Here is a 17,233-nt window from a genome sequence, read left to right as displayed (position 1 = left end):
CGCAGCGGCCCCGCGCTCCGGCGCCTCCCGCCCCTTTGTGCGCGCTGACTATCATGGGGAGGCCACATGGCAGCCAAGCGCCCACATCGTGGAGGCATCATGACCGACCCAGACGTATCCGCGCGGGAGGAGACACCCCCCGGCGACCGTCCGCCACCGTCCGCCGGCAGCCGGGGACTCACCGACCGGGCGCTGCCGCCCGGCACCAAACCCGTCCTCGTCCTCAGCAAGATCCGCGAGATCCTCGACGTATTCAGCGCGGACCGCCCCGAGTTGACCCTCAACGGCATCCGCAAGGCCACCGGTCTGCCCGCCACCACCTGCCAGCGGCTGGTCGCCAACCTCGTCGCCGAGGGCTTCCTCGACCGCACCGCTGACCACTACCGGATCGGCCTCAGCGTCCTGTACTGGGCCGCGCCCGCCTCCGTCGGGCTCGACCTGGTCCAGACCCTGGCGCCGGTCATCGCCGACCTGCGCGAGCGGACGGGCGAGACCTCCTGCCTCTACCGGCGGGAGGAGAACTTCCGTATCTGCGTGGGCATGGCGGAGACCCACCACGCCATCCGCCGCGAGATGCACGTCGGCAAGGTCATGCCGCTGCACGCGGGATCGGCCAGCCGTGTCCTGCTGGCCTGGGACGAGCCGACGGCCGATGCCGTGCTGAACGCGCCGCTGCCCCGGTACACCGACCTGACCGTCACCGACCCCGACCTGCTGCGCATCGCCCTGGAGCAGACCAGGCGCCAGGGATACGCCATCACCGCCGACGAACGCGACGCGGGCGCCGCATCGGTGTCCGCACCCGTCTTCGACCACGAGGGACGCCTCGTCGCGGCCATCGGCATCTGCGGACCCACCCAGCGCATGACCCCCCAGCAGTGCCAGTCCTGGGGCCCGACCGTCCTGTCGGCCGCGAAGCGGGCCACCGCCGTACTGGGCGGCTGACGAGCAGGCCGTCGGTCTCCCGGGAGGGCGGGACCGCACAGCACGGGGCGCCGGCCCGGGACGCCATAGGAATTCCCTATAGCGTCCGCTGACATTTCGTCTTTGCCTCCCCTTCTTTCCCGTACGTACCGTGAAACAGCTCGACGAGGTGCTCACCGCGAATTCTCCGAAGATTCGCGCTCTGCGCACATCGATCCTTCTTTTGTCGGGCGGACGAACACGTAATGGAGAGGACCGGTGGCATGACCACGACCGAGAACGGATCGGGAATGCGAGAACTCGCGGGAAAGCGGGCCCTGGTCACGGGCGGTTCTCGCGGAATCGGAGCGGCCGTCGTGCGCCAACTCCTGGACGCGGGCGCCGAGGTGCTCACGACCGCGAGGTCGGCGACGAGCAAGGCGCCGGACGGGGCCGCCTTCGTGGCGGCCGACGTACGGACACGGGCCGGCGCCGAGGCGCTCGCCGCGGCGGCGCAGAAGGCGCTCGGCGGGGTGGACATCCTGATCCACAACGCAGGTGGGGCGGAACCGTACAAGGGCGCTCTGGCCATCCCTGACGAGGTGTGGCAGGACGCGCTGGACCTGAACTTCCTGGCGTCGGTGCGGCTGGACTCGCTGCTGGCGCCGGGGATGCGGGAACGGCGTTCGGGGGCGATCGTGCACGTCTCGTCGGCCGCGGTCCCCACCGTGGCACCACCGTTCCTGCACTACGTGACGGCGAAGGCGGCGCTGGAGACCTACAGCAGAGGACTGGCCGCCGAGTTGGCCCCGTTCGGGATCCGGGTCAACACGGTGTCTCCCGGCAGAACCGCCACCCCCGGCGGCGAAGCGACGCGGGAGCAGTGGGCGCGCCTGAACTCGGGGCCTGGCCAGGACACCACCACCCCGCCGCTGGGGCGCGATGGCCGGCCCGACGACATCGCCGACGCGGTGCTTTTCCTCATGTCCGACCGGGCGAGCTGGCTGACCGGCAGCAATCTCGTCGTGGACGGCGGCGAATTCCCCAGGGGCTGACGCCGACGGAATTCCGGAACGCCGGCTTCGGCGAAAGGAATTCCAAGGAACGCAGCGACGCCCGCTTTCTTCTCTGCCGTCAGGAAACCGGCGAGGAGAAAGCGGGCTCGGACCAGGTCTCCTGACGCAGGAGTTCGAGCAGGGCCGTCTCCGCCGGGCCCGCGCCGTGCCGGAGCACGGCGATGACGGGCTGGGACACGACCGGGAACACCGGGCGCACGAGGTGCTCATGACCGTGGGGTACCGCGGAGGCCGGGACGAGCGTCACCCCAAGACCGTGGGCGGCCCAGCGCACGGCCGTCGCCGTCTGGGACACGCGCGCGGCCGTGGCCGGGGTCAGCGCGTTGTCCCGCAACACGTTCAACAGCACGGCGTCGAGCGCGCTGTCGCGGTCGAACCGCACCCACGGTTCCCCCTCCAGTGCGCGCAGTTCGACCCGGTCCGCGGCGAGCTGCCGGTGCCCGGGGGCAAGAACCACGACGAACTCCTCGTCGCCGAGGTGGTGGGCGTCGTCGGGGCTCTGCTCGCACGCCGCCATCAGGGCGAGGTCCAGCACGCCCCTGCGGCACAGCCGATCCAGCTCGGCGGAGCTCGGCTCCTCGAAGACGGTGACCTCAAGGCGTGGGAAGCGGCGGCGCAGCGCGCCCAGCGCGCCCGGCAACTGCCGCGTGCCGAAGCCCATTTGCGCCGCGACCACCAGCTCGCCCACCAACTCGTCGGCACCGGCCCGCGCCGTCGCCCGCGCCCGCCGCGCCGCGCTCACCGCGGCCTCCGCCTCCCGCAGGAACGCGCGGCCGACCACGGTGGGCACAAGCCCGGTCGGCGTGCGGGCGAACAGCTCCACGCCGAGTTCCCGCTCCAGGCCCCGGATCTGCTGGGACACCGACGGCTGAGCGACGCGCAGCAGCTCCGCCGCCGCCGTCACCGAGCCCTCCTCGGCAACGGCCAGGGCATACTCGAACTGACGAAGGCTCATCGGCTCCCGTCCCCTCCCTGCGGCGGACCGCGGTCCACCCGCCGTCATCGCTGTCGCTGTCGCTGTAAGAGTAAGTGGTCACCAGGCGCCGCTCCTTACCCCACGGAGATCCGTCAGCAGCGTTCCGCCACGGAGATCCGCCAGAAGCGCCCTGAGCCAGTGGCCGGCGGATTCCGGAGCCTGCATACTCGCCGGATATGTCGACGACGATTCCCCCAGGCCCGATGTGCACCCGCGACTCGCTCGCCGCCGCGCTGCGTGAGCTCGGCCTGCGCTCCGGCGAGACCCTTCTCGTGCACTCCTCGCTCCGGTCGCTCGGGTGGGTGAGCGGCGGTCCTGTCACCGTCGTCCTGGCGCTGCTCGACGTGCTCGGAGCCGACGGGACTCTGGTGGTGCCGACGCACTCCGGCGACAACTCGGACCCGGCGGGCTGGGAGAATCCGCCCGTTCCCGAGGCGTGGTGGGCCGCAATCCGTGCGTCGATGCCGGCCTATGACCGGCGGACCACACCCACCCGCGGGGTCGGCGTCATCCCCGAGACCGTCCGCAACTGGCCGGGCGCCGTGCGCAGCGCTCACCCGCAGACGTCCTTCGCGGCGGTCGGCCCCCGCGCCGCCGCGCTCATGGACGACCACGCGCCGGACTGCCGGTTCGGTGAGCGCAGCCCGCTCGCCAGGCTGGAAGAGGCCGGGGCGCGGATCCTCCTCCTGGGAGCGGGATTCGACGCCTGCACGGCGTTCCACCTGGCCGAGTACCGGACACCCGCGCCACGGGGCGACAACTCCTTCGCGGCCATGACGCCCCGGGGCCGCCGCTGGATCACCGTGCGCGACACCCAGGTCGACGAGGACCGCTTCGACGACCTGGGCGCGGCCTTCGAAAAGGAGCGCCCGGTGCGGCGCGGCAGGGTCGGAGCGGCCGACTCCCGGCTGTTCTCCCTGGCCGACGCTGTCGCCTACGCCCAGAAGTGGCTGCCGGAGCACCGGCCGTACCCGGCCGCGATCTGAGACGTTCCGGCGCCCGCAGCGGCGTTCCGTGAGCTGTGGTGCCGCCGTCCGGGACGGCAGGCGAAGCGGCCGGTCGGAGGCGGCTATCGCCAGGGGTGGAGTCGCTCCAGCAGGAGATAGGCACGCTGCTCGGCGCCCGCGAGTTCGGCGGGGTCGATGCCCGCGGGCCACAGCTCGCCCGCAGCGGCGTCGTCGGCGTCGCGCAACTCCACCACCGCCACCACCAGACGCACCTGGACGAGCGGGAGCGGTGGCCCGCAGCGTTCGGTCAGCGCCCGCTCCGCCTGCTCGGCCGCATCCGTGCAGGCGGCCAGCGCCCGCTCCACCCGCAGGGCGGCACGGTCGTGCACCACCAGCAGCGCGCAGACCAGCCCGACGGCGATCCCCAGCACACTGCCAAGCACCCGGGCGCGGACGAGTTCCCCGGCAGGCGCGGGCGAGGCCAGATCGCTCAGCAGCAGCGCCAGCGGCGTGAGGAATACGACGCCGAGACCGTAGTTGCGGGCCACCACGTACTCCAGCAGAAATTCCAGGAGCACGACCACCAGGGTGAGCGCCACCGGAGCCGGGTGTGCGGCCAGCACGCCGAGGGCGAGCAGCAGCCCGGCGATGGTGCCGAGGGTCCGCTGGACGGCACGCTGCGCCGTCGTACGGAGGTTGACCGAGTGCAGCACGGCGGCGGCCGAGATCGACGCCCAGTAGCCGTGCTCCAGACCGAGCAGCACGGCAAGCCCGCCCGCGACCCCGGTGCCCAGGACCATCCGCAGTGCGGGAACGGCCAGGACGGCGAAGTGGCCGGTGCCACCGGGGCGGTGGCCCACCAGCAGTTCGGACGCGCGCCCTGCGACCGGATCGGCCGGCGCCGCAGCCGCCCCGGCCGCGCGGTGCGTCACGCCGTCCTGCGACGCCGGAGCCAGGACGGTCAGTTCGGGCAGCATGGAGGGCAGCCGGCGGCGTCGGCCGGTGAGGAGGCGGGCCTGCCGGCGCAGGTGGTGTGCCGTGGCGGTGGGGTCGTCGGGCAGCCGGTGCGCCGAGCGGACCAGCAGTGACCAGGACAGGTCGGTCAGGCGCACAAAGGCCGCGTCCCGGCCGGTCTGCTGCGCTTGCGTCGGCGGCGCGAGGCCGAGGGAGTGGTAGGCCCGCAGGACCGCGACGGTCGCCCGGTGCCGCGTCTGCCGGGCGCCGCCGCCCGCCTCCAGCAGCTCCGCGAGTTCGCGCAGGGCCGTGGCCACCGCCAGCCGCTGCGGGCGGTCCGGATGCACGAGCCGGCCCGACATACCGAGCAGCCACGCAACCGCCGCCCCCGCCGCGGCCAGTGCGGTCTGCGGGAGGACATCGGCGGGAAGCGGCGAGCCGTTGGCCGCCACCGCGAAGGAGAACAGCAGCAGCACCGCGCCGAGACCGCTCAGCCGCGTCGCATCGCAGACGCCCTTCGCCAGCCCGGCGACCACCGCCGTCGCCGCCACCACGACGGCCGCCCCGGCGCCTCCCGCCCACGGACGGGCCCACGCGGCGAGCGCCGAACCGCAGCCCACGCACGCCACCATGGCCACCGCGACCAGCGCGAGCACGCGAGCGCGGCGCGGGTAGGGCAGGTTGCGGCCGAACGTGGTGGTGAAGGCGCCCAGCATGGCGTAGACGGCGAGATCGGGCCGTCCCGCCTGCGCCACCGGCAGCGCCACCAGCGCCATGGCAAGGGCGGCGCGCACGGCGAAGAGGAGTGCGCCGTCCACCTTGTGCAGCGCGAGTGCGCCGCGCGGGGAGAGCGCACGCGCCGCGCCCGCGACGGAATGCCGCCCGCCCTTTCCGGTCCCGCCCTTCCCGGTCCCGGCCGGGACCGGACGGCGTGAAGAAGGCATATCCGGTATATATCACTCGCGGAGTTCGGTCCCCTTGTGGCGGGGGAACACCGGGAAGGACCCCGCGCCGCGGTCGGGGTGCGGAAATCGCCGCTCCGCGGACGCCGCTCATCCGGCTTTCCCTGATACGGGCTCGCCGGGCCGATCGGCGGTGAGACGGCTAATGTGGTGGCCCGTGAGCACCTGGCTGCCGCTGTCCGCGGTTCCCCGCCTCGGCGGTGCGGTGGTCATCGGAGCGGCGGTCGGCGCAGCCGTCGGATGCACGACCGGCATTCCGCTGGGGATTCTCGCCGGAATCGCCGCGACGGAACTGCTTTTCGTCGTCGCGGGCTGGATGGTGCTGTGGCCGATGAACGCCACGGCCACCCATGACAACGCCAGACGTGAGGACTTCCGGCCCGTCACCGACGAACTCGTGGTCGTCGCCGCCGCCCTGTGCGGGCTGGTGGCCATCGTGCTGCTGCTCCTGCTCGGGAATTCCCGCACCGGCCATTCCGCAGCCGCGGCAGCGCTCGCCGGTGTCTTCATGTCCTGGGCCGCGCTCCATTTGATGTACGCCACCCGTTACGCGTACCTCTACTACACATCGGCGGGCGGAATCGACTTCAACTCCGATCACCCGCCCGCCTACCGGGACTTCCTCTATTTCAGTTACAACCTCGGCATGACCTACCAGGTGTCCGACACCGACGTATCGAGTGCGACGATCCGAGCGGTGGTGCTCCGGCACACCCTGCTCTCCTACGTCTTCGGTACCAGCATCCTGGCCACCACCATCAACCTCGTCACGGGAATCGTCACCGGCTGATCAGGGCCCCGCCCCGTGACGCCCGGCCGGTCGGCCGCGCGAAAGCGACCACTGCGCCGGACCGGCCGGGAGGCACCGCGCTCGATGTCAGGACATCATGAATGCACGCCGAGCGAGCGGGAAAGCGGAGCAGGAAACAGAGGGACCGGTGGATCGGCCGCTTCGGGATGCGGTACCCCGGTCCGGCCCTTTTCCGTCCTGCGTGCGCACCCCTTGAGGAGGACAGCTCCTGTGCCTGAGTTGCAACCCGTGATCTCTCTGCCTGCCAGGGCCGCCGTGTTCCTTGTCGTCACCATGGAGCCGGGCGGTGAGGGCACGGTGCGTGACCTTCTCCAGGAGGTGTCGGCTCTGCGGCGCTCGGTCGCTTTCCGCGCCCCCGACCAAGGGCTCGGCTGTGTCGTGGGCATCGGATCGGCGGCCTGGGACCGGCTTTTCCGCGGACCGCGCCCGCGCGAATTGCATCCGTTCGTGGAGTTGACCGGTCAGCGCCACAGCGCTCCGGCCACGCCCGGCGACATCCTTTTCCACGTACGGGCCCAACGCATGGACCTCTGCTTCGAACTGGCCCGCCTGGTCACCGAGCGACTCGGCGCGGCGGTCACGGTCGTCGACGAGGTGCACGCCTTCAAGTATTTCGACGAGCGTGATCTGCTCGGCTTCGTCGACGGCAGCGAGAACCCCGAAGGGAACGCCGCGGCCGACGCCGTGTACATCGGTGACGAGGACCCCGACTTCGCAGGGGGAAGCTATGTGATCGTCCAGAAGTACGTGCACGATCTGGCGGCCTGGGACGCCCTGCCGTCGGACGAACAGGAAAAGGTCATCGGCAGGACGAAGACCGCCAATATTGAACTGCCTGACGACGTAAAGCCCGCCGACTCCCATGTCGCGCTCAACACCATCACCGACGAGGACGGCACCGAACGAAAGATCGTCCGGGAGAACATGCCGTTCGGCAATGTCGGGCAGGGGGAGTTCGGCACCTATTTCATCGGCTACGCGCGCACCCCCGACGTGACCGAACAGATGCTGAAGAACATGTTCACGAACGCCCGGCCAGGTCTGCACGACCGGATCCTCGACTTCTCGACGGCGGTTACCGGCTGCCTGTTCCACGTGCCGACCGCCGACTTTCTCGATGACCTCCCCGAAGCGCCCGGTATCGCTGTGATGACCGACGGTTCCCTGGGGATCGGCAGCCTGAAGGAGTCCGATCATGACCACGCTCAACGGTATGCATAACCTCCACCGCGAACTCGCCCCGATCACCCCACAGGCATGGGCGGAAATCGAGGACGAGGCACGCCGCACCTTCCGCCGTAACCTCGCGGGCCGGCGGGTCGTGGACGTCTCGGAACCCGAAGGGCCCGGACTCGCGGCGGTGGGGACGGGCCATTTGTCCGCCATCGAGGCACCGGGAGCGGGGGTGACGGCACAACTGCGCGAGGCGCGGCCCCTGGTCGAATTGCGGGTGCCGTTCACGGTGAGCCGCGCCGCGGTCGACGACGTGGACCGGGGTGCGAAGGACTCCGACTGGCAGCCGGTGAAGGACGCGGCGCGCGCCATGGCGTTCGCCGAGGACCGCGCCATTTTCGACGGTTACCGGGCGGCACATATCGACGGGCTGCGCAGCCGTACGTCCAACCCCGTTCTGCGTCTCCCGGCAGAACCCCGCGAATTCCCGGATGCCGTGAGCCACGCCCTGACCACGCTCCGCCTGGCCGGCGTCGGAGGCCCGTATTCGCTGCTGCTCGGCGCCGACGCCTACACCGCCGTGAGCGAGACATCCGACCATGGCTACCCGATCGCCGCGCATCTCGGGCGCATGTTGGACGGCAATCTGATCTGGGCACCGGCGCTCGACGGTGCCTGCCTCCTGTCCACGCGGGGCGGGGATTTCGAGCTGAAACTCGGCGAGGACCTGGCGATCGGTTATACGGCGCACAGCACGACCGATATCGAGCTCTACTTCCGTCAGACGCTGACATTCCTGGTGTACACCGACGAAGCCGTGGTGACGCTCGCTCCGGCGGCAAACGGGAGTGCCGACGCAGGCCAGAAGGGGTGAGGCGCAGGTGCGTTCCCGTGGCGGCCACTCCTGGGGCCTGCGATGCGTTCCGCTTGCAGAGCGGCGGACATCGCGATTGAGTTGCAGAGACACCCTCGGCACCCCTCGGCACCAGGAGCTGCCATGTCGATGCCCTTCGGTTCGGGATTCGGTTCTTCCGACCCCTTCAGCGAGTTGTTGAACCGGTTCTTCGGAATGTCACCGGCATCGTCGCCGCCGGCCGTCCAACGTGTGCCCATCGGAAGGCTCTTGACGGATTCCTCGCAGGAACTCCTCAATCTGGCCGCCCGACGAGCGGTCGAGGACGGCACATCCGATCTCGACACGGAGCACCTGCTCTGGGCGGCCACAAAGGTCGAACCGGCGCGGAAACTGCTCTCTCAAGTAGGTGTGGATCCCGATACGCTCGCTTCGGAAGTCGCCGAGGTCCTGCCGCGGGAATCCGGTGAGCCGTCCGCGGAACCAGGACTCACCCCCGCGGCCAAGCGCACACTCGCCACGGCCTACGCGCACTCACAGGAAACCGGCGCTTCGTACATCGGGCCCGAGCACATTCTCGGCGCGCTGCTGGGCGACGGCGACACCGGCGCCGCCCGGCTGCTGCGCGCGGAGGGCCTGGACCCGCAAAAGGTGGCGGGCCTCGCGGAACAGGCGTCCGGCCCGGACGGGGCTCCGGCAGCAGGGAGGAAACCTGCCACGACCCTGGACGAGTACGGGCGCGATCTGACGGAAGAGGCGAAGTCCGGCAAGCTCGACCCTGTGGTGGGACGGGCCGACGAGATCGAGCAGACCATCGAAATCCTCTCGCGGCGCTCCAAGAACAATCCCGTCCTGATCGGTGAGCCCGGCGTCGGGAAAACCGCCATCGTCGAGGGCCTGGCCCAGCGCATCGTGGCGGGCGAAGTCCCGGAAACCTTGAAGGGCAAGAGAGTTGTCGCCCTCGACCTCTCCGGAATGGTGGCCGGAGCACAGTATCGCGGGCAGTTCGAAGAGCGTCTGAAGAAGGTCATCGAGGACGTCCAGGCGGCCGGCGGCGACATCATTCTGTTCATCGACGAACTGCATACGGTCGTGGGCGCGGGGGCGACCGGCGAGGGGGCGATGGACGCGGGCAACATGCTCAAGCCGGCGCTCGCACGCGGCGAACTCCACGTGGTGGGCGCGACGACCATCGACGAATACCGCAAGCACATCGAGAAGGACGCGGCCCTGGAACGCCGCTTCCAGCCGGTACTGATTCCGGAACCGACCGTCGAGGAAACGGTGCAGATCCTGGAAGGGCTGCGGGACGCATACGAAGCCCATCACCAAGTCCGTTTCGCCGACGGCGCCTTGGCGTCCGCGGCCGAACTGTCCGACCGTTACATCAGCGACCGGTTCCTGCCCGACAAGGCCATCGACGTCATGGACCAGGCAGGCGCCCGCGTACGTCTGCGCAGCGCCGGCCGGTCCACCGAGATCGTCAGCCGTGAGGACCGCATCGCCAAACTCAGGCGCGAGCAGGACCACGCCGTCGCCGGTGAGGACTTCGAAAAGGCATCGCAGGTCAAGCGGCAGATCGCCGAGTTGGAAGGGGAACTCGCCGGGATCGAGGAACGGCGCGAGGGTGTCGTCTCCGTCACCGCCGCGGATATCGCCGACGTCGTCTCCCGCCGCACCGGTATCCCGGTCTCGCAACTCACCGCGAGCGAGAAGGAAAAGCTTCTCCATCTCGAAGAGGAGATGCACACCAGGATCGTCGGCCAGGACGAAGCGGTCACCGCGGTGTCGGCGGCGGTGCGCCGCAATCGCGCGGGCATGGGCGACCCGAACCGCCCGGTGGGATCCTTCCTCTTCCTGGGCCCCACCGGCGTCGGAAAGACCGAACTCGCCAAAACACTCGCCGAGTTGCTGTTCGGCGACGAGGATCACATGATCCGTTTCGACATGAGCGAGTTCCAGGAGAAACACACCGTCGCCCGGCTGGTCGGCGCCCCTCCGGGATATGTCGGCTATGAAGAAGCCGGCCAGCTCACCGAGAAGGTCCGCCGGCAGCCCTACAGCGTGGTGCTCTTCGACGAGGTGGAAAAGGGCCACCCCGACGTTTTCAACACGCTGCTGCAGATCCTCGACGACGGCCGGCTCACGGACGCCCAGGGCCGCACCGTCGACTTCCGGCACTGCGTCGTCATCATGACGTCCAACATCGGCGCCCACCGCATTCTGGCGCACCAAGGCGATGTGTCCGAGATCAAGGGCGCGTTGATGGAAGACCTGCGGGCACGGTTCCTGCCCGAATTCCTCAACCGCATCGACGACACCATCATCTTCCACAGCCTCACCGAGGACGACCTGTCGCGGATCGTCGACCACCTGCTGGACCGGAGCAAACACCGGGTGCACGCACAGGGCATGAAGCTGGAAGTCACGGACGCCGCCAAGCGGTTGCTCGTCGCCCACGGCCACCAGCCGGAATTCGGTGCGCGTCCGCTGCGCCGCACCATTCAGACCGAACTGGACAACCGCATTTCCTCGCTGCTGCTCAGCGGTGAGGCGGAGCCGGGAGAGACCATCGTCGCCGACGTGGTGAACGACTCGCTCCACTGCACCGTACGCAAGGACGAATCCGCCGACGCCGAGCAGGACGCCGGGCCAAGCACTGAACAATAGGCACCCACCCCCGGGCGAGGCGCCGGGCCAGGACACACGTCTACCGGTGCCCGGGTTCCCCGGGAAGGCGTTCCAGAGCCGCGGCGACGTCCGTGTGCCGGGCGGTTTCCGTGAGGGCGCGGGCCATGACCGACCCCGGCTCCCGCGCGGTGGTCACCAGACCCACCGGCACCGTCCGGGCGGGCTCGACCATCGGCACCGCCCGCATGCCGTGCGGGACGCCGAAGACGTGCAGCCAGGCGTGCGGCACGATGCTCGCCCACCGGCCCGTCCGCACATGGGCGAACAGGGCGGCCACCGAATCGGTCTCGACCCGGGGCGAAGGGCTCAGCCCGGCCTCGGCGAACAGCTCGTCCAGCACCCGGCGCCCCTGCATGACCTCGCTCAGCAGGCACAGGGGCAGCCGTGCGGCATCGGCCCAGGTGGCCGTGGTCCGATGGGCCAGGCCGTCGGCGGTGGTGATCAGCAGCACGTACCGCTCCTGATACAGCGGGACCGCCTGGAAATGCTCCGGAAGTCCCTTGTGCAGATAGGTGATTCCGGCGTCGATCTCGAAATTCTGCAGCTGCCGGAGAATGTCCTGTGACTGGAGGTCCGCTATCACCTCCACGGTGACCAGCGGGTGTGCCGCGCAGAACGGGCCGGTCAGCTGCGAGACGGCGCCGGACGCGGTCGGCACCGAGCCGATCCGGATCCTGCCGCTCAGCCCGGTCCGCAGGGCCCCCACCTCGTCCTTGAGCGCGTCACGATCGGCCAGGATCCGCTGCGCCCACACCACGATGCGCTCGCCCTCCGGCGTGAGGCCCTCGTACTTGCGGCCCCGCCGGACCAGCGGCACGTCCAGCTCGTCCTCCAGCTTGCGGATCGCCTCCGAGAGCGCGGGCTGGGAGACGTAGCAGGCTTGGGCGGCGCGGGCGAAGTGACGCTCCCTGGAGAGGGCCACCAGGTATTCGAGTTGGCGAAACAGCACGTCATGGGTCTACCCGACGCTCCGTCGGAACGCCAATCGAGGGCCGCGCGCCGCGCCGGACGCCGCCGTCAGGCCACCGGCTGCTGTTGCAGGCGTTCGGCGCCGGTGTAGACGTTCATCGAGTCGCCGCGCAGGAAGCCGACCAGGGTCAGTCCGCCCTCCGCGGCGAGGTCGGCGGCGAGCGAGGACGGGGCGGAGACCGCCGCCAGCATCGGGATGCCGGCCATCAGCGCCTTCTGCACCAGCTCGAAGGAGGCCCGGCCGCTCACCATCAGCACCGTCCCCCGCAGCGGCAGCAGCCCCGACCGCAGGGCGTGGCCGACGACCTTGTCCACGGCGTTGTGCCGGCCGACGTCCTCCCGCAGGCAGAGCATCTCGCCGTCGGCCGTGAAGAGACCGGCGGCGTGCAGGCCGCCGGTGCTGTCGAACACCCGCTGGGCGGCCCGCAGCCGGTCGGGGAGTGCCGTCAGCGCCTCGGGACCGATGCGCAGCGGGTCATCGGCGACGGACCACGCCGTTGAGGTACGCACCGCGTCCAGGCTCGCCTTGCCGCACAGCCCGCACGAGGACGTGGTGTAGAAGTTGCGCTCCAACGAGGCGTCGGGAGCCGCCACGCCGGGGCCGAGGACGACGTCCACCACGTTGTAGGTATTGCCGCCATCGGCCGTCGCGCCCGCGCAGTAGCGGATCCCGGCCACGTCGTCGGCGGCGTGCACCACACCCTCGCTCACCAGGAATCCGGCCGCGAGGTCGAAGTCGTCGCCCGGGGTGCGCATGGTCACCGTGAGCGGACGCCCGCCGACCCTGATCTCCATCGGCTCCTCGACGGCCAGGGTGTCGGGCCGCTGCGAGGACACTCCGCCCCGCATCCGCAGCACCCGCCGCCGCGCAGTCACGCGTCCCATGATGTTGCTCCTCTTCCCGGAGCTGCGCTCCGACGGTGTGACGGACGTGAACCGGAACCGTGCCTTCTCGCGGTACGTGTCACCGCGGCACCGTCCGGTTCGACGGCCGTCGACGATATGACGTGCGGCGTACCCGGCCGCGCCGCCACGCCCTCACGGCAGGCTCCGACGGCTGTGGCGTGCCGTGACCGCCAGGCACAGCAGGCCGAGGGCCGCGAGTCCCGCCAGCAGGACGGGGTAGGAAGCGGCCCAGGCACCGGTGGTGACGGCGAGCAGGAGCGGGGTGAGAAAGCCGCTGTAGGTGGCGCCTTGGTGCAGAAAGGCCGTGGAGCGCAGGGCTTTCGGAGGCGCCAGCCGTTCGATCTCCCGCAGCCCCGAGGCCAGGGTGAGGCCGTATCCGGCGCCGAGCAGGACGGCCGCGCCCAGCACCAGACCCACGGAGCCGTCGTGCACGGCGCAGGCACCGACCAGGAGCCCCGCGATCACGGTGATCATGCCGACGAGGGTGGCCCGCGCGCTGCGGGCATGGTCGAGCCGGGCGGCGAGGGGCTGGACGGCGATACCCGTCGCGAGCGTCAGTGCCGTCACCAGACCGCTGAACACCGGCTCATATCCGGGAACCCGGTCGGCCACCAACGGCGGCAGCACGACGTACGCCACGGTGGCGGCGCCGAAGACCGCGGGGCTCGCCGGAAGCACCACCCACAGGAAGCGGGGGTTCCTGACGACCGCCCGGTACAGACCCGCGAGGCGCGGTCTCACCGGGGCGGCGGCCGGCACCGGCGCCGTTTCCGGTACGCGGCCGGTCGCGCCGCACACCAGCAGGGCCAGCAGGCAGTGCAGGAGGCAGGGCAGCACCATCGGCTGCGGCAGCCACGCGGTGAGAGCGCCCGCCGTCAGTGCCCCCGCGGCGAAGCCGCCGCCGGTGGCGTAGGTCGCGCGGCGGCCACCCGCGTCCGGCCGCCCGGCCCTCGCGGACAGTTCGAGCAGCCACTTGGTTCCCGCGGTCAGGACGATGCCCGCCGCGATGCCGGTGCCGAGCCTGCTGACGTAGACGAAGGCCCGGGAGACGGGCGCCGCCGCCAGCAGGGCGCTGGCGACGGCAGTCAGGACCAGTGCGGGCCGCACCGCGCGCCGCCTCCCGAACCGGTCGGCGGCCGGGCCGCCGAGCAGCAGCCCCGGGAGCAGTCCCAGCAGGTAGGTGGTGAACATGGCGGCCACCGGGACGGGCGGCCAGTGCGCCTGCGTCCGGTACACCACCGAGAGCGGGGTGAACTGGTTCGCGCCCCACCCGGCGGCGAACACCGCAGCCGCCGCCGGAAGCCAGCCGCGCGCGGCGCGAGATGCGGGCATGCGGGGCAGTACCTTTCTGAATGCGGTGTGTCATGTTCCGTACGCGTGCCTCCTCGAAGGCCGGGGGCTCAGCCGGCGGTACGGGCGGGCTCCAGGCGGACCACAACTCCCTTGGACGTGGGGCAGTTGCTGATGTCGGCGACGCTGTCCAGCGGTACCAGGACGTTGGTCTCCGGGTAATAGGACGCCGCGGAGCCGCGGCTGGCCGGGTAGCCGACGACCCGGAAGTTCTCCGCGCGGCGCTCCGTCCCGTCGCGCCAGATGCTCACCAGGTCCACCTCGTCGCGGTCGGCGATGCCCAGCGCCTCCAGGTCGGCCGGGTTGACGAGCACGACGCGGCGGGCGTTGTGGATGCCGCGATAGCGGTCGTTCGGGGCGTACGGGATGGTGTTCCACTGGTCGTGCGAGCGCAGGGTCTGCAGCAGCAGATGGCCCTTGGGGACGTCCGGCATGGTGAACGCGTTGCAGGTGAAGACGGCCTTGCCGCTCGGGGTGGGGAAGACCCCCGAGTTCACCGGGTTGGGCAGCCGGAAGCCGCCGGGCTCGGCCACCCTGGTGTTGAAGTCGTCGAAGCCCGGCACGACCCGGGAGATACGGTCGCGGATGGTGCCGTAATCGGCCTCGAAGTCCTCCCAGGGGAGGGCTGGTGTCTGCCCCAGGGTCCTGCGCGCCAGCCTGCTGATGATCGCCACCTCGCTGAGCAGGTGCGGGGAGGCCGGCGGCAGCTTCCCCCGGGAGGCGTGCACCTCGCTCATGGAGTCCTCGACGGTGATGAACTGCTCGCCGGTGGCCTGCACGTCCCGGTCGCTGCGGCCGAGGGTGGGAAGGATGAGGGCGGTGTCGCCGCAGACGGTGTGGGAGCGGTTGAGCTTGGTGGAGATGTGCGCGGTCAGCCGGCACTTGCGCATGGCCTCCTCGGTGACCGCGCTGTCGGGCGTGGCCCGCACGAAGTTGCCCGCGACGCCGAGGAAGACCTTGGCGCGGTCCTCGTACATGGCGCGGATGCCGTTCACCGCGTCCAGGCCGTGACGGGTGGGCGGGGTGAAGCCGAACTCCCGCTCCAGGGCGTCCAGGAACCGCTGCGGCATCCGCTCCCACACGCCCATCGTGCGGTCGCCCTGGACGTTGCTGTGGCCGCGCACCGGGCACACACCGGCGCCCGGCCTGCCGATGTTGCCGCGCAGCATGAGGAAGTTGACGACTTCACGGATGGTGGGAACGCCGTGCTTGTGCTGGGTGAGCCCCATCGCCCAGCAGACGATCACCTTCCGGCTCCGCAGGACCCGCTCGTAAACGGCCTGGATCTCCTCGCGGGACAGCCCGGTCGCTTCGTGTATGTCCTCCCAGGAGACCTTCCGCGCGTGCTCGGCGAAGTCGGCGAAGCCGGTGGTGTGGGCCTGGATGAACTCGTGGTCGAGCACGGTGCCGGGCGCGGCGTCCTCGGCCTCCAGCAGCAACCGGTTCAGGGCCTGGAACAGCGCGAGGTCGCCGCCGGCGCGGATGTGCAGGAACTGGTCGGCGATCGTCGTGCCGCGGCCGACCACCCCGCGCGGGCGCTGCGGGTGCTTGAAGCGCATCAGCCCGGCCTCGGGCAGTGTGTTGACCGCGACGACCTGCCCGCCGTTGCGCTTGGTCTCCTCCAGCGCCGACAGCATCCGCGGGTGGTTGGTGCCCGGGTTCTGCCCCACGACGAAGATCAGGTCGGAGGTGTGGATGTCGTCGAGCGAGACGCTGCCCTTGCCGGTGCCCAGGGTCTCCTGCATCGCGGCCCCGCTGGACTCGTGGCACAGGTTGGAACAGTCCGGCAGGTTGTTGGTGCCGTACGCGCGGGCGAAGAGCTGGAGCAGGAAGGCGGCCTCGTTGTTGAGCCGGCCCGACACGTAGAAGAGGGCCTCGTCGGGGGAGGCCAGCGCCTTGAGTTCGCGGGCGAGCAGGCCGAGCGCCTCGTCCCAGTCGATCGGCTCGTAGTGGGTCGCGCCGGGCCGCTTGACCATCGGCTCGGTCAGCCGGCCCTGCTGGTTGAGCCAGTAGTCGGACTTGCCGTCCAGCTCGGCGATGGAGTGCTCGCGGAAGAAGTCGGCGGTGACGCGGCGCGAGGTGGCCTCGTCGTTGATGTGCTTGGCGCCGTTCTCGCAGTACTCGTTCATGTGCCGCTTGCCCGGTGCGGGCTCGGGCCAGGCGCAGCCGGGGCAGTCGATGCCCTTGGCCTGATTGATGTTCAGCAGTGTCAGCGCGGTGCGCCGCACGGATGTCTGGCCCAGCGAGTACTCCAGTGCGTGCGTCACCGCGGGAACACCGGTCGCCCAGGTCTTGGGCGGGGTGACCGTCAGGTTGTCGCTCGGGTCCTCGTTGCTGCTCATGATCTGGTCTGCCTCTTTCTGCCATGCGCCGGTGCGGACAGGTCCGTTCGGCGGCGAGTGTCGGAAGACTCCGTCGCGTGCGGGACACCCCGACCCGGGAAACGGCGGCCCGTTTCCCCTCATTACGAGCCAGAAATCGTGCGCCGAATATTCTCCTGCATGGTCTGCGGATATCCGGATTCTGCTGCCGGAACAGCTTCCGGCAATCCATGGGGAGAAGTCAAAGAGGTCTTTTTGATGAGCTGATAGGTACGGCTTATCGCTGCACCTGCCGCCGTTCTCCGCCGGGCGGTTGGCGCCTGCCACCTGGGCACGCACGG

The 17,233-nt window shown here is 70.5% G+C and carries 13 protein-coding genes; 7 read left to right on the top strand and 6 right to left on the bottom strand.

Annotated elements, in window-relative coordinates; genetic code table 11:
- Window positions 1-99 precede the first annotated feature (99 nt).
- Window positions 100-945: an IclR family transcriptional regulator gene (locus ACIBK8_RS24380; RefSeq protein ID WP_399043956.1), complete on the top strand. Its 846-nt coding sequence runs from the start codon at window positions 100-102 to the stop codon at window positions 943-945.
- 242 nt (window positions 946-1,187) lie between these two features.
- The gene (locus ACIBK8_RS24375) at window positions 1,188-1,958 is read left to right on the top strand and encodes an oxidoreductase (RefSeq protein WP_399043955.1); all 771 of its coding nucleotides are present in this window, start codon (window positions 1,188-1,190) and stop codon (window positions 1,956-1,958) included.
- A gap of 79 nt (window positions 1,959-2,037) precedes the next feature.
- Here the strand turns inward: ACIBK8_RS24375 and ACIBK8_RS24370 are convergent, their stop codons facing one another.
- Entirely contained in the window at window positions 2,038-2,934 is an 897-nt protein-coding gene (locus ACIBK8_RS24370) for a LysR family transcriptional regulator (protein ID WP_399043954.1), read from the bottom strand.
- 197 nt (window positions 2,935-3,131) lie between these two features.
- On the opposite strand from ACIBK8_RS24370, the gene ACIBK8_RS24365 reads away from it, so the two are divergent.
- Entirely contained in the window at window positions 3,132-3,941 is an 810-nt protein-coding gene (locus ACIBK8_RS24365; protein ID WP_399043953.1) for an aminoglycoside N(3)-acetyltransferase, read from the top strand.
- 83 nt (window positions 3,942-4,024) lie between these two features.
- Here ACIBK8_RS24365 and ACIBK8_RS24360 read toward each other — a convergent pair whose 3' ends face one another.
- On the bottom strand, window positions 4,025-5,800 hold the full coding sequence (locus ACIBK8_RS24360; protein WP_399043952.1) for an FUSC family protein: 1,776 nt from the start codon (window positions 5,798-5,800) through the stop codon (window positions 4,025-4,027).
- Window positions 5,801-5,975: 175 nt separating this feature from the next.
- Here ACIBK8_RS24360 and ACIBK8_RS24355 point away from each other — a divergent pair, with 175 nt between their 5' ends.
- The 4 genes from ACIBK8_RS24355 to ACIBK8_RS24340 all read left to right on the top strand — a co-directional run bounded on the left by ACIBK8_RS24355 (window position 5,976) and on the right by ACIBK8_RS24340 (window position 11,325).
- Window positions 5,976-6,608: a DUF1345 domain-containing protein gene (locus tag ACIBK8_RS24355; protein WP_399043951.1), complete on the top strand. Its 633-nt coding sequence runs from the start codon at window positions 5,976-5,978 to the stop codon at window positions 6,606-6,608.
- Between the two features lie 231 nt (window positions 6,609-6,839).
- Window positions 6,840-7,850 (top strand): Dyp-type peroxidase, encoded by a 1,011-nt coding sequence (locus tag ACIBK8_RS24350; protein ID WP_399043950.1) that lies wholly within the window; start codon window positions 6,840-6,842, stop codon window positions 7,848-7,850.
- On the top strand, window positions 7,843-8,676 hold the full coding sequence (locus ACIBK8_RS24345) for a family 1 encapsulin nanocompartment shell protein (RefSeq protein ID WP_399043977.1): 834 nt from the start codon (window positions 7,843-7,845) through the stop codon (window positions 8,674-8,676). Before ACIBK8_RS24350 ends, ACIBK8_RS24345 begins: the two co-directional genes overlap by 8 nt.
- Window positions 8,677-8,799: 123 nt before the next feature.
- A complete protein-coding gene (locus ACIBK8_RS24340) occupies window positions 8,800-11,325 on the top strand; it encodes an ATP-dependent Clp protease ATP-binding subunit (RefSeq protein ID WP_399043949.1) in 2,526 nt (841 codons plus the stop codon).
- 40 nt (window positions 11,326-11,365) lie between these two features.
- Here ACIBK8_RS24340 and ACIBK8_RS24335 read toward each other — a convergent pair whose 3' ends face one another.
- From ACIBK8_RS24335 to ACIBK8_RS24320, 4 genes are all read right to left on the bottom strand, one after another.
- Window positions 11,366-12,295: a LysR family transcriptional regulator gene (locus ACIBK8_RS24335; protein WP_399043948.1), complete on the bottom strand. Its 930-nt coding sequence runs from the start codon at window positions 12,293-12,295 to the stop codon at window positions 11,366-11,368.
- Window positions 12,296-12,363: 68 nt separating this feature from the next.
- Window positions 12,364-13,200 carry a formate dehydrogenase accessory sulfurtransferase FdhD gene (gene fdhD, locus ACIBK8_RS24330; protein WP_399043947.1) on the bottom strand — a complete coding sequence of 279 codons (837 nt, stop codon included), beginning with the start codon at window positions 13,198-13,200 and terminating at the stop codon, window positions 12,364-12,366.
- Between the two features lie 153 nt (window positions 13,201-13,353).
- Entirely contained in the window at window positions 13,354-14,553 is a 1,200-nt protein-coding gene (locus ACIBK8_RS24325; RefSeq protein ID WP_399043946.1) for an MFS transporter, read from the bottom strand.
- A 68-nt stretch (window positions 14,554-14,621) separates the two neighbouring features.
- Window positions 14,622-16,913 carry an FdhF/YdeP family oxidoreductase gene (locus ACIBK8_RS24320; protein ID WP_399043945.1) on the bottom strand — a complete coding sequence of 764 codons (2,292 nt, stop codon included), beginning with the start codon at window positions 16,911-16,913 and terminating at the stop codon, window positions 14,622-14,624.
- Window positions 16,914-17,233 lie beyond the last annotated feature (320 nt).

Source organism: Streptomyces sp. NPDC050161, from assembly GCF_044460025.1.
In the GTDB taxonomy this organism is placed as follows: Bacteria; Actinomycetota; Actinomycetes; order Streptomycetales; family Streptomycetaceae; genus Streptomyces.
This window is presented reverse-complemented; position numbering and strand designations above follow the sequence as displayed.

Bases quoted from the DNA above. Each gene is read 5' to 3' on its own strand.
- ACIBK8_RS24320 (WP_399043945.1), bottom strand. From the start codon at position 16,913: ATGAGCAGCAACGAGGACCCGAGCGACAACCTGACGGTCACCCCGCCC.
- ACIBK8_RS24340 (WP_399043949.1), top strand. From the start codon at position 8,800: ATGTCGATGCCCTTCGGTTCGGGATTCGGTTCTTCCGACCCCTTCAGC.
- ACIBK8_RS24365 (WP_399043953.1), top strand. From the start codon at position 3,132: ATGTCGACGACGATTCCCCCAGGCCCGATGTGCACCCGCGACTCGCTC.
- ACIBK8_RS24360 (WP_399043952.1), bottom strand. From the start codon at position 5,800: ATGCCTTCTTCACGCCGTCCGGTCCCGGCCGGGACCGGGAAGGGCGGG.
- fdhD (WP_399043947.1), bottom strand. From the start codon at position 13,200: ATGGGACGCGTGACTGCGCGGCGGCGGGTGCTGCGGATGCGGGGCGGA.
- ACIBK8_RS24370 (WP_399043954.1), bottom strand. From the start codon at position 2,934: ATGAGCCTTCGTCAGTTCGAGTATGCCCTGGCCGTTGCCGAGGAGGGC.
- ACIBK8_RS24375 (WP_399043955.1), top strand. From the start codon at position 1,188: ATGACCACGACCGAGAACGGATCGGGAATGCGAGAACTCGCGGGAAAG.
- ACIBK8_RS24325 (WP_399043946.1), bottom strand. From the start codon at position 14,553: ATGCCCGCATCTCGCGCCGCGCGCGGCTGGCTTCCGGCGGCGGCTGCG.
- ACIBK8_RS24345 (WP_399043977.1), top strand. From the start codon at position 7,843: ATGCATAACCTCCACCGCGAACTCGCCCCGATCACCCCACAGGCATGG.
- ACIBK8_RS24380 (WP_399043956.1), top strand. From the start codon at position 100: ATGACCGACCCAGACGTATCCGCGCGGGAGGAGACACCCCCCGGCGAC.